Source organism: Micromonospora deserti (assembly GCF_003236335.1).
GTDB lineage: Bacteria > Actinomycetota > Actinomycetes > Mycobacteriales > Micromonosporaceae > Micromonospora > Micromonospora deserti.
In genome coordinates this window covers 1-12355 of sequence record NZ_POUB01000182.1, presented here as the reverse complement: position 1 = coordinate 12355, position 12355 = coordinate 1, and the positions used below count along the sequence as shown (strand labels likewise).

Sequence of the window (12355 nt, the reverse complement as noted above, 5' to 3'; positions counted from 1 at the left end):
GCGCACCTCCCACCCCACACCCCCCGCAATCGTTGATCATGAGGTTGGCGGCGCCGAAGCGGGCAAAACGCCCGGCAAACCTCATGATCAACGGGGGGATGTGGGGGAGTGCAAGAAGTTCCCGGACGGCACCCTCGCCGTGCGGGACGTCGACCTGGAGATCGCCGACGGCGAGTTCGTGATCCTGGTCGGCCCGTCCGGCTGCGGGAAGTCCACCACCCTCAACATGATCGCCGGGCTGGAGGACATCAGCTCCGGTGAGCTGCGCATCGGCGGCGAGCGGGTCAACGACAAGGCGCCCCGCGACCGGGACATCGCGATGGTGTTCCAGTCGTACCCGCTCTACCCGAACATGACCGTCCGGGAGAACATGGCGTTCCCGCTGCGGCTGGCGAAGCTGGACAAGGAGACCATCAACGCCAAGGTCGAGGAGGCGGCGAAGGTCCTGGAGCTGACCGCGCTGCTGGACCGCAAGCCGGCCAACCTCTCCGGCGGCCAGCGTCAGCGGGTGGCGATGGGCCGGGCGATCGTCCGCCAGCCGAAGGCGTTCACGAGCCGCTGTCCAACCTGGACGCCAAGCTGCGGGTGCAGATGCGGACGGTGGTGTCGCGGCTGCAGAAGCAGCTCGGCACCACCACCGTCTACGTCACCCACGACCAGACCGAGGCGATGACCCTCGGCGACCGCGTGGTCATCATGCGGGGCGGCGCGGTGCAGCAGGTCGGCCCGCCCCAGGAGCTGTACGACCACCCGCGCAACCTCTTCGTCGCCGGCTTCATCGGCTCGCCGGCGATGAACTTCCTGCACGCCGTGGTGGAGGGCGGCCGGCTGCGGACCGCGCTGGGTGACGTGCCGATCGGTGACCGGGTACGCCGCCAGCTGGCGGGCGCCGACGCGCCGCGTGAGCTGATCCTCGGCATCCGGCCGGAGCACTTCGAGGACGCGGAGTTGATTGACGAGGACACCCGCCGCCGGGGTACGCAGTTCGAGGCGCCGGTGGAGATCGTCGAGTCGATGGGCTCGGACAAGTACGTCTACCTCGCCGTCGAGGGAGAGCGGGCCAGCGCCGCGGAGCTGGAGGAGTTGGCCGCCGACGCCGGGGCCGACTTCACCGGCGGCGGGGCCAGCCTGGTGACCCGGCTGTCGGCGGAGTCGCCGGTGCAGGAAGGGCAGACCCGGCGGATCTGGTTCAACCTGGAGAAGATCCACCTGTTCGACCCGGCCGACGGCCGTAACCTCACCCTGCACGAGGGGCGGGCGGCCGGCGCCCTCGCCGACTGACGCGCCGGGCCGGCGGCGCGCCGCCGCCGGTCAGGCCGGCCAGTCGACTCGCAGGTCCCGGTCGAGGAAGGCCGCGTAGCGGCCCAGGGCCCGCTCGACCCGGACCCGCTGCGCCGGATCGACGGCGACCAGCGGGCGAGCGGTCACCGTCACCCGGTCGGGGCCGACGGTGCGTTTCCAGGTGCCCACCACCCGCCCGGCGCGCACCAGGGTGGCCTGGAAGACCCCGTTGCCGCCGGGCACGATGGCGTCCTTGTGGGCCGGGTCGAGCATCAGCGACCGGTCCTTGTAGCCGAGCAGGTACTCGTCGAACCCGGGCAGTGCGAGCACGTCGTCGACCGGCTCGCGCGGCGCGTCCAGCAGGGCGGCGTCGACGAGCGCCTCTTCCCCGTCGACCCGCACCGCGGCCAGGGCAGCGCCGGCCGCGGCGAAGCCCCGGCGCGCGTCGGTGAGGGTCAGGCCCGTCCAGCCGGCGAACTCCCGGGCCGTGACCGGCCCGTGTGAGCGCACGTAGCGGCGGGTGAGCAGGGCCAGGGCCTCGTCCCGGTCGGGGCGGTGCGGCGCCGGCGCCCACTCGTCGAGCAGGGCGAAGGTCTGCGCGGACCCGACGTTCGGGGTGAGGCAGGTGACGCCGCGCACGCTCGCGTACCACAGCAGGTGGTAGCCGCGCTGGCCGCCGGTGTCGATGCCGGCCGCCGTTAGCGTCGCCAGGCACTGCGCGCGGGTGAGCCGCCCGCCGCCGGCCAGCGCCTCACCGAGCACCTCGGTCGCCCGGGCCGCGTCGGCCTCGGCCAGCCCGAGCTGCGCCCGGCGGGTCGCCGCGCCGGCCAGCGAGCGCACGCCGGTCAGCTCCAGCATCCAGCGGGCGTCCCGTGCCGGGACGAGGTGGATGGTGCCTCGCATCGGCCAGGTGCGCAGCGCCTCCCGCCGCTCCAGCGCGTCGTGCACGTCGGCGTGGCTCAGCCCCGGCAGCCGTGCCCCCAGCGACCACATGCCGCTGGCGGCGTCCTGCGCCTGCATCGCGCCGAACCACGCCACCACCTCGGCCACCGAGCTTGACCGGGCGGTGGGGTGCGGGCGCAGCAGCAGGCTGGTCATCCGCAGCGCGAGCGCCTCGCGCCCGGTCAACTCCACCACCATCGGGCTCCTCGGTCCGGGGTCGGGGCCAGCCTAGGACCCACCACCGACATCGCCCCGCCACCCGCCCGGGCGGCGGCAGTGACGCCCAGGTCAGCGCTTGGGAGGAGCCCCTGATCGCGCTACGCCAGCGCCGTTGCCAGCGGAGCGCGATCCCCCGTTCAGGTTCGCCGCTGCCGCCGGCGGGGCCGCCGGCACCGGTGTGACCAGGATCCCGGCCGGCGCCGCGCCGGGCAGCGCGTTCCATCGGAACTTGCGGAAATCTTGAGCAGCGGCAACTATCCGCTCACAGGCGCCGGTGCATGACCAGCAGGTCCACCAGGCCCTGGCTCGGGTGCCGGAACGCCTCCGGCACCCGGCCGACGACGGCGAAGCCGAGGGAGCGCCACAGCGCCACCGCCCGGACGTTCGTGGCCACCACCGCGTTGAACTGCATGGCCCGGTAGCCCTCCGTGCGGGCGAGGGTCAGCACGTGTTCGCCGAGCGCCCGACCCACCCCGCGCCCGGCGGCGGCGGGGGCGACCATGAAGCTGGCGTTGGCCACGTGGTCGCCCGGCCCGAGCTGGTTGGGCACCAGTTTCGCCGAGCCGAGCACCGTACCGTCGGCGTCGGCGTCGGCGTCGACGGCGACCACGACGCGACCCGGCGGCGGCACCAGCCACATCCCCCGGGCCTGCTCCTCGGTGACGTCGCGCGGCCAGGTGTAGGTCTCCCCGGCGGCCACGATCTCGCGCAGGAAGGGCCAGATCGCCGGCCAGTCGGCGGCGGTCGCGTTCCTGATCTCCACCCGTCGAGCATGCCATCCGGGCAGCCGGCGCGGCGGTGTGCGGGGCGGCGGCCCGACGGCGTGCCCGGCCGCCGGCGGCGGCGGACGCCGTTTGCCGGTGCAAGTACCGGGTAGTCGCCGGAGCTGACCCGTACTGAGGAGGGAACATCCGATGGCTGCCCAGATCAAGGTCGCGGTGATCTACTACAGCGCGACCGGCATCACCTACCAGATGGCGCAGGCGGCGTGCGAGGCCGCCGGCGAGGCAGGCGCCGACGTACGGCTGCGGAAGGTGCGTGAGCTGGCGCCGGACGAGGCGATCCGGTCCAACTCGGGGTGGCAGGCGCACCACCTGGAGACCCAGGAAGTCCCGGAGGCGCAGCTCGACGACCTCTCCTGGGCCGACGTGGTGATCTTCGGTTCCCCGACCCGCTACGGCCTGGTGGCCGCGCAGCTCAAGCAGTTCATCGACACCTCCGGCCCGCTCTGGGCGCAGGGCGTGCTGGCCAACAAGGTTTACTCGGCGTTCACCTCGACCGCCACCTCCCACGGCGGGCAGGAGACGACGTTGACCTCGCTGTTCTCGGTCTTCTACCACTGGGGCGGCATCGTGGTGACCCCCGGTTACACCGACCCGAGCCAGTTCGTCGCCGGCAACCCCTACGGCGCCTCGCACACCAGCAACAACGGGGAGGTCGCGCCGGACCACGTCGCCCGGTCGGCCACCGCGCTCACCGCCAAGCGGGCGGTGCAGATCGGTGCGGCGCTCAAGAAGGGCCTGGCCGGCTGAGCCTGGCGACCGGCGGTCCGGACGGGCCTCTCGTGCCGTCCCGACCGCCGGTCGTCCTTACCCCTGCCCGCGAGGTCGGCGGCTATGCCCGCTCGGCCGCCGTCAGCTCCGCCGTGGGCGCTGGCAGCAGATCCCGCAGCAGGTCGGCCAGGACGGCCAGGCCGTCGGGGCTGAGCACCGACTCGGGGTGGAACTGCACCCCGGCGAAGCCCCGGCCGCGCAGCGCGTGCACCGCTCCGTCCGCCGCGTCCCGGGCCACCTCCACGCTCCCGTGCGGGGTGGCCAGCCGGTCGGCGCCGGCGCGGGCGGTGAACGTGGCGTAGAAGCCGACCCGGCGCCGGGCGCCGAAGAGCGCCACCTCCCGCTGTAGCCCCTGGTAGGGCGCTTCCCGGCGGTGCAGCGGCAGCCCGAGCAGGCCGCAGAGCAGTTGGTGGCCCAGGCAGACCGCGAGAGTCGGCCGGCGGCGCGTCAGCAGCCCGGTCAGCAGTCCCCGCAGCGCGGCCATCTTCGGCTCGGCCGTGTTGCCCGGGTCGCCCGGACCCGGCCCGACCACCACCAGGTCGTGGCCGTCCACGTCCCCGCAGGCATGCCAGGGTCGCACCTCGACGGTGAGGCCCAGCGCGCTGAGCTGATGAGCGAGCATGCCGGTGAAGGTGTCCTCCCCGTCGACGATCACCGCCCGCCGCCCGGCGAGCCCGGGCAGGCCGGGCGCGTCCGGCGCGCGCTGGTCCAGCCAGAACCGGGCCAGGGGCGCGTTGCGGGCGGCGAGCGCGGCGCGTACCTCGGGATCGTCGGCGAGGCGGGCCGCCGGCCGCGGGCCGGGGGCGGGCGCCTCCGGTCCGCGGCCCAGCGCGGCGAGCACCCCGGCGGCCTTGGCGTGCGTCTCCGCCACCTCGCCATCCGCCGTGGAGTGCCGGACCAGGGTGGCTCCGACCGGCACCCGCAGCTCCCCGGCGGGAGAGATCTCGGCGGTGCGGATCAGGATCGGCGCGTCCAGGGTCTGCCGGCCGGCGTCGTCGCGGCCGAGCAGGGCCAGCACCCCCGCGTAGTAGCGCCGGCCGGTGCGCTCGTGCCGGGCGATCACCCGGCAGGCGTTCTCCATCGGGCTGCCGGTGACGGTGGGGGCGAACATCGTCTCCCGCAGCACCTCCCGCACGTCCCTGGTGCCCCGGCCGGCGAGCAGGTATTCGGTGTGCGCCAGGTGGGACATCTCCTTCAGGTACGGGCCGACCACCTGGCCGCCGTGCTCGGCGACCGTGGCCATCATCTTCAGCTCCTCGTCGAGCACCATGTACAGCTCCTCGACCTCCTTCGGGTCGGCGAGGAAGCGCAGTAGCGCGTCCCGGTCCGCCGGCGCGCCGGAAGGTGCCGCTGATCGGGTTCATCATGACCAGCCCGTCGTCGACGCTGACGTGCCGTTCCGGGCTCGCGCCGACCAGGATCCGGTCGCCGGTGTGCACCACGAAGGTCCAGTAGGCGCCCCGCTCCCGCAGCAGCAGCCGGCGCAGCGCGGCCAGCGCGGCCACCAGCGGCGGCCCCTGCACGGTGGCCCGCATGGTGCGGTGGATGACGAAGTTGGCGCCCTCGCCGCGTCCGATCTCCTCGGCCAGCACCCGGCCGACGGTGGCGGCGTACTCGTCGTCGGAGACGTCGAACCCGGCGTCGGCGGTGACCACCGGCTGGTCGGGCAGCGCCGCCAGCGCCGCGGCCAGCCCGACCCGCTCGTGCCGGTCGATCAGCAGGCACTCCAGCGGGACCCCGTCGTCGACGCAGGCGAAGCCGCGCTCGCCGACCTGCCGGTACGGCACCAGCGCCAGGGTGCGCGCTCCGGGAACCCCGTCGGGCAGCGGGATGTCGGCCAGCCGCGGCACCGCGCGTACCGTGCCGGTGAACAGCTCCAGGTGCGCGGCGCCCTCGCGCCGGACCAGCGCGAACGGGCCGGGGTCGCCGCCGGCGGCGATGGTGGCCAGCAGTTCGGGCAGGTGGGTCATCGGGTCTCTCCTCGGGGCCGGGGCCGCCGACGGGGCGACCGGAGGGCCGGGAGCGAGACCGGCGGCCGCCTCGACGGCGGCCGCGTGGGTTGAGCTACGCGCGGGGAGTGGCCGCCGGGTCGGCGGGCCACCAGCTGGACAGGTGCGCGAGCATGCGACCACCCTACGCGGCCGGCGTCGCGGGCGGAAGCCGATCGGGCGTACGGGGCGCGCGGCGCGGTTCCCGGCGGCGCGTGCCGGGTACCTTGACCCGCGATGAACATTCTCGCTCTCGACCTGGGCACCTCCTCGGTACGCGGACTTGTCCTGGACGCCGACGCCCGTCCGCTGCCCGGCGCGCTGGCCCGGCGCAGGGTGGACCCCGTCGTCCACGACGACGGCACCGGCGTCCTGGACGGGGTCGGCTACCTCGCCTGCCTGGTCGAGTGCCTGGACGAACTGGCCGTCGCCGGGCACCTGCGCGACGTCGAGCTGGTGGCCACCTCGGCGCAGTGGCACTCGGTGCTCCCGCTCGGCGCCGACGGCGCCCCGCTCGGGCCCGTGCTGACCTGGCTGGACACCCGCCCGCACCCGCTGCCCGGCGTGGCCGGGCCGGCCGACCCGGACGGCTTCCACCAGCGCACCGGCACCTGGTGGCACCGCTGCTACTGGTCGGTGCGGCTGCCCTGGCTGCGGGAGCACACCTCGACCCCGATCGCCCGGTTCGCCGGCCTGGTCGAGTACCTGCTGGGCGAGCTGCTCGACTCCGCGCCGATGTCGATCTCGCAGGCATCCGGCACCGGCCTGCTGGACCTGCGCACCCTGCGGTGGGACGCGGAGGCCTGCGCGCTGGCCGGCGCCCGCGCCGGCGAGCTGCCCGAGCTGGCGCCGATGCGGTGGCGGGGCCGGTTGCGGGGGGAGCACGCCCGCCGCTGGCCGCAGTTGACCGACGCGTGGTGGGCCGCCCCGGTGGGCGACGGGGCGGCGTCGAACGTCGGCTCCGGCTGCGTCGACCCTGCCCGGGTGGCGGTGACCGTGGGCACCTCCGCGGCGGTCCGGCTGGTCCAGCACCTCCCCGCCGGGACGGAGCCGCCGCCGCTGCCCGAAGGGCTCTGGCGCTACCGGGTCGACCACGACCACGTGGTGACCGGGTCGGCCTACTCCTCCGGCGGTAACCTCTACGCCTGGGCCGACCGTGAGCTGCGGCTGCCCCGGGGCGCCGAGCTGGATGCCGCCCTGGCGCGGGTGCCGCCGGACGGCGGCCGGCCGGCGAACGTGCGGTTCGGCGGGGACCGGCCGCCCGGCCTGGCGCCGGCCGGCTCCGGCGAGCTGCGCGGGCTGAGCTTCGGCTCCACGGCGGTGGAGATGCTGGCCGGGATGATGCGGGGCCTGTGCGACCTGGTCGCCCACGATCTCACCGTGCTGGAGTCCACCGTCGACAAACCTGCCGAGGTGGTGCTGGGCGGGGGAGCGGTGGCCGCCTCGCCCTGGTGGCGTCAGGCGTTCGCGGCGGCGCTCGCCCCTCGGCCGGTGTGGTATCAGCGCAACCCGGAGATCGGGGCGACCGGTGCGGCACTGATCGCGCTGGGTCGTATCGGCGACGCCGTCGAACTAGCCGACATCGGCCGGACGGATGAGCGGCCCTCACCCTCCTGATTCGCACCTCGTCCCGGCCCGTTGACACAGCTCCCGGGCCTGGTTGGATGGACTCCGCTCCCCGGCTCGCGGCGGACGCGAGGTACGTAGGAGGCAGGTGTGGGTGTAGGTCCGGACCCGGCGCGCAGCGCGGTGCCCCACCACCGCCGGCGCCGGTTCGACGTCCGGGTCGTGCCGCACCGGCGCCGCTCCCCGTTCCGGATGCGGGACTGGCGGATGCGCACGAAGCTGGCCACGGTGCTGGTCATCCCGTCGGTGGCCTTCCTGGTGCTGGCCGGCGTGCAGACCCGCGCCCTGGTCGGGCAGACCACGGCGCTGAGCGACTTCGCCGAGCAGGTCGGCATCGGCCGGCAGATCACCATGGCGGTGCACCAGCTCCAGCAGGAACGGGACCGCTCCGCCGGCGAACTGGGGGAGCTGCGCCGCAGCGGTGCCGGCGCGGACCGCGACGCGGCGATCGCCGCGCTGAAGCCGTTGCAGGCCGCCACCGACCAGGCCATGCGCGAGCTGCGCACGGCCGCGGAGCCGCTCGCCCACGCCAACGCGTCGTGGCGGGTGGCCTACTCCGAGGTGCTGGAGGCGTACGAGCAGGTCATCTACATCCGGGCCGCGGTGCCACCGGCGGTGCTGGGCACCGACACCATCCTCAGCAACTACCACCGGGCCGTCGACGCGCTGCTGAACCTGCTCGCCGAGCCGTCGCCCGGTGAGGAGCAGCCGGCGCTCAGCGACGCGGTGCTGCGCTACGTGCAGCTGGCCCGGGTCAAGGAGCTCTCCTCCCGGATCCGGTCGCAGCTCTACGAGGCCGCCCGGGCCGGCCGGTACGGCCTGGAGGACCAGGTCATCCTGACCGACCTGCGGGCTCAGCAGCTCACTGCGCTCGGGGCGTTCCGGGTTGCCGCGACCACCGACCAGATCCGCCGCTACGACGTGACCTCGGTGGACCGGGCGTTCCTCGCCGCCGCCCGGCTGGAGGAGCAGAGCCTGCCGGCCGAGGGAGCGGCGCCGGCCGTGCTGCCCGCTACACAGTGGTGGGCGGCGAGCGAGCAGCGCCAGGAGCTGCTCCGCCGGGTCGAGGCGTCCGTGCTCGACGACGCGGTGACGCAGGCCGACGAGGTGAGCACCACGCAACTGCGCACCACCCTGCTGGTGGTCGGCGGGATCGTCGCGGTGCTGCTGATCGCCCTGCTCATCTCGGTGCTGGTGGGCCGGTCGATCGCCCGGTCGATGCGGATGCTGCGCGGCCAGGCCCTGCGGATCGCCCAGGTCGAGCTGCCCGACGCCCTCGACCGGCTCCGCACCGTCACCGGCGGCGTGCCCGGCATCGAGGTCCCGCCCGCGGTGGTCCGGTCGCTCGACGAGATCGGCGAGCTGGCCGAGGCGTTCGTCGCCGTGCACCGCAGCGCGGTCAGCGTCGCCGTCGAGCAGGCGACGATGCGGCGCAACGTCAACGCGATGTTCGTCAACCTCGCCCGCCGCAGCCAGGTGCTGGTGGAACGGCAGCTGGAACTGCTCGACGACCTGGAACGCGAGGAGAACGATCCGGAGCAGCTGGAGAACCTGTTCCGCCTCGATCACCTCGCCGCCCGGATGCGGCGTAACGACGAGAGCCTGCTGGTGCTCGCCGGCACCGAGTCGACCCGGCGGTGGAGCCGGCCGGTGGCGCTCAGCGCCGTGCTGCTCGCCGCCAGCGCCGAGATCGAGCAGTACCAGCGGGTGCGCCACGAGTCGGTGGTCGAGCTGCACATCGTCGGGCACGCCATCGGCGAGCTGGTCCACCTCCTCGCCGAGCTGCTGGAGAACGCCACCGCCTTCTCCCGGCCGGACACCGCCGTGCGGGTCACCGCCGTGGGCGAGGCCGGCGGGGCGGTCGTGGAGATCGCCGACCAGGGCCTGGGCATGAGCCCGACCGCGCTGGCCGAGGCGAACGCGGTGCTCGCCACACCGCCGGCCGCGGATGTCGCGACCGTCGAGCGAATGGGTCTGTTCGTGGTCAGCCACCTGGCCGCCCGCCTCGGCGTCGAGGCCCGGCTGCACGGCGGCCAGGGTGGCCTCGTCGCCCGGGTCCGGCTACCACGCCAGCTACTGGCGCCCGCGCCAGCGGCGGAGCTGGACCCGCCGGCCTCGACGCGGATGCTCACCGACGGGCTCGCCGCCCCGGCGTGGCCGGGCCCCGCCACGCCCGATGACCTGCCGGTGGCCGGTCGCCGTCCGGACGGCGTGCCGCGCCAGGCCCGGGCGGTCCCGGTGCGGGCCGAGGACGTGCTCGTCCCGGCCGCCGGACGGTCCGTTTCGACCGACGGCGGCTGGTGGTCGCGCCACGGGCCGGCGCCGGCGGGGGACGTGACGCCGAGCCCGCCGTCGGTCCCGGTGACGGGCGGCACCAACGACCGGGGCCTGCCCGTGCGGGTGCCGATGGCCCACCTCGCCGCCGTCACCCGCTCGGCCCGGCCGGAGCAGCCGACGCCGCGCTACGACCCGGACCCGGAGGCGGTCGGCGGGATGCTGTCGCGGTTGTACAGCGGCGTCCGGCGGGCCGAGGCCGAGGACACGACCGAGATACCCATGCCGCCGGCCGGCGGGCGCACCGAAGGGGGACGACTTTGACGACGTTGAGCCAGGAGGCCCGGGACCTGAGCTGGCTGGTCAGCGGGTTCGCGCAGCGGGTGCCGGGGGTGGCGCACGCGGTGGTGGTCTCCTCCGACGGGCTGCTGGTGGCCCTCTCCGACCACCTTCCCCGCGACCACGCCGACAAGCTCGCCGCGGTGACCTCCGGCCTGATGAGCATCACCGCGGGCGCGGCGCAGATGTTCGACGGGGACGTGGTCAAGCAGACGGTGGTCGAGATGGGCCGCGGCTACTTCCTGGTCATGCAGGTACGCGACGGGTCCATCCTGGCCACTCTCGCCGCCGCCGACGCCGACATCGGGGTGGTCGGCTACGAGATGGCTCGGCTGGCCAAGCAGGCGGGGGAGATGCTCACCCCCGCGCTGCGGGCGGAGCTGCAGCAGGCGCTACCCCGCTGACCGGCCTCCCCGGGCCCGCTGACTGGCGTCCCCGGGCCGGATGGGCGGTGCGGGCTCGGCCGCACCCGGCGCCCGCCGACCGGCGCCGGGTGGGCTCGCGTCCGGTCAGAGAGCGTTGTCGGCGATCACCTGGCGGTACCAGTGCGCGCTGCGCTTGAACACGCGCCGCTGGGTCGGGTAGTCCACGTAGACCAGGCCCCACCGCTGCACGTAGCCCTCGGCCCACTCGAAGTTGTCGAGCAGGGACCAGACGTGGAAGCTCTCCAGCGGCACCCCGGCGGCGATGGCCCGGTGCGCGGCGGCCAGGTGGTCGCGCAGGAAGGTGATCCGGGCGCTGTCGTCGACGGTGCCGTCGGCGGCCAGGCTGTCGGGGGTGGGCAGGCCGTTCTCGGTGACGGTCAGCGGGATCGGGCCGTAGTCGCGGGTGACCCGGGTCAGGATGTCGTACATCCCGTCGGGGTGGATCTGCTGCCACTCCGCCTCGGAGGTGGGCCACCGCCGCACGGTGCCGCCGTCGGCGGTGACGTAGATCGGGGTGTAGTACTGCACGGCCAGCAGGTCGACCGGGGTGGAGATGATCGCCAGGTCGCCGTCGCGGATGCCGCGGGCCATCCGGCTGCCGGGGCCGAGGTCGGCCAGCACGTCCTGCGGATAGCTGCCGCGCAGCACCGAGTCGAGGTAGAGGCGGTTCTCGTAGCCGTCGTAGAGGCGGGTGGCCCGGGCCGCCTCGGCGGAGTCGTCGGCCGGGTAGCAGGGGTGCAGGTTGAACGCCGGGCCGATCCGGCCCGCGCCGCCCGCGTCGCGCAGCGCGCGTACGGCGAGCCCGTGCGCGAGCTGGAGGTGGTGGGCGACCAGGTACGCCGCGTCCGGGTCCCGCCGGCCCGGCGCGTGGTGCCCAAAGAGGTAGCCGTTCTGCACCACCGTCTTCGGCTCGTTGACGGTCAGCCAGACCGGCACCCGGTCGCCGAGGGCCCGGAAGACGTGGTCGGCGTAGTCGGCGAAGCGGTGGGCGACGTCGCGTGACTCCCAGCCGCCGGCGTCCTGGAGGGCCTGGGGGAGGTCCCAGTGGAACAGGGTCGCCATCGGCGCGATGCCCCGTTCGTGCAGGCCGTCGAGCAGCCGGCGGTAGAAGTCGAGCCCGCGCTGGTTGGGTGCGCCGGTGCCGTCGGCCTGGATGCGTGGCCAGGAGATGGAGAACCGGTAGCTGCGCAGCCCCAGGTCGCGCATCAGGTCGAGGTCCTCGGCGTATCGGTGGTAGTGGTCGGCGGCGATGTCACCGGTGTCGCCGTTGCGGGTGCGGCCCGGGGTCCGGCTGAAGGTGTCCCACACCGACTCGCCCCGGCCGTCCTCCTTGGCCGCGCCCTCGATCTGGTACGCCGACGTGGCCGCGCCCCAGCCGAAGTCCGGGGGGAAGTGCAGCCGGCCGGACGGGGCGCCGCTGGGCTCCGTGCCGGTGGCGTCGGTCGCGGTCGCACAGCCGCCGACGACCGCGGCGGTGGCGGCGGTGGCGGCGAGGCCGGGCCCGGTGCCGGCCGTGGTGGCCGTGGCGGTGGCGGCGAGCGCGGCGCGGTGGAGCAGGCGACGCCGGGTGAGTATCGACATGGGTTCTCCTCGTGGTTTGCGTGGCCACCGCCGGAGCCGGGAGCGCTCCCAGCATAGGGCAGGCGTCGGCGACCGGTCATCCGCCGGCCGCGCCGGAGGGGTCGCGGTCGCGGCGGGGGAGCCGGGG

General features: G+C 74.9%; 7 protein-coding genes and 2 pseudogenes. 5 read left to right on the top strand and 4 right to left on the bottom strand.

Annotation, left to right across the window (positions count from 1 at the left end):
- Nucleotides 1-100 precede the first annotated feature (100 nt).
- Nucleotides 101-1281: pseudogene (locus C1I99_RS35030) on the top strand (ABC transporter ATP-binding protein).
- A 30-nt stretch (nucleotides 1282-1311) separates the two neighbouring features.
- On the opposite strand, the gene C1I99_RS22140 reads toward C1I99_RS35030, so the two are convergent.
- Both C1I99_RS22140 and C1I99_RS22135 read right to left on the bottom strand, forming a co-directional pair.
- Nucleotides 1312-2421, bottom strand: coding sequence for a winged helix DNA-binding domain-containing protein (locus tag C1I99_RS22140; RefSeq protein ID WP_233512639.1), 1110 nt, complete (start codon nucleotides 2419-2421; stop codon nucleotides 1312-1314).
- Nucleotides 2422-2704: 283 nt separating this feature from the next.
- Entirely contained in the window at nucleotides 2705-3205 is a 501-nt protein-coding gene (locus tag C1I99_RS22135; RefSeq protein ID WP_111136136.1) for a GNAT family N-acetyltransferase, read from the bottom strand.
- A 151-nt stretch (nucleotides 3206-3356) separates the two neighbouring features.
- Between C1I99_RS22135 and wrbA the strand changes: the two genes are divergently transcribed.
- Nucleotides 3357-3974 (top strand): NAD(P)H:quinone oxidoreductase, encoded by a 618-nt coding sequence (gene wrbA, locus C1I99_RS22130; protein WP_111136135.1) that lies wholly within the window; start codon nucleotides 3357-3359, stop codon nucleotides 3972-3974.
- 82 nt (nucleotides 3975-4056) lie between these two features.
- Here the strand turns inward: wrbA and C1I99_RS22125 are convergent.
- Nucleotides 4057-5965, bottom strand: a pseudogene (locus tag C1I99_RS22125) (chorismate-binding protein).
- A gap of 255 nt (nucleotides 5966-6220) precedes the next feature.
- Between C1I99_RS22125 and C1I99_RS22120 the strand changes: the two are divergent.
- From C1I99_RS22120 to C1I99_RS22110, 3 genes are all read left to right on the top strand, one after another.
- A complete protein-coding gene (locus C1I99_RS22120; protein ID WP_111136134.1) occupies nucleotides 6221-7600 on the top strand; it encodes an FGGY family carbohydrate kinase in 1380 nt (459 codons plus the stop codon).
- A gap of 99 nt (nucleotides 7601-7699) precedes the next feature.
- On the top strand, nucleotides 7700-10207 hold the full coding sequence (locus C1I99_RS22115) for a sensor histidine kinase (RefSeq protein WP_111136133.1): 2508 nt from the start codon (nucleotides 7700-7702) through the stop codon (nucleotides 10205-10207).
- Nucleotides 10204-10626: a roadblock/LC7 domain-containing protein gene (locus C1I99_RS22110; RefSeq protein ID WP_111136132.1), complete on the top strand. Its 423-nt coding sequence runs from the start codon at nucleotides 10204-10206 to the stop codon at nucleotides 10624-10626. The genes C1I99_RS22115 and C1I99_RS22110 overlap by 4 nt, the downstream gene beginning before the upstream one ends.
- A gap of 105 nt (nucleotides 10627-10731) precedes the next feature.
- Here C1I99_RS22110 and C1I99_RS22105 read toward each other — a convergent pair whose 3' ends face one another.
- Complete coding sequence (locus C1I99_RS22105) at nucleotides 10732-12228, bottom strand: GH1 family beta-glucosidase (protein ID WP_111136131.1); 1497 nt, start codon at nucleotides 12226-12228, stop codon at nucleotides 10732-10734.
- Nucleotides 12229-12355: the final 127 nt, after the last annotated feature.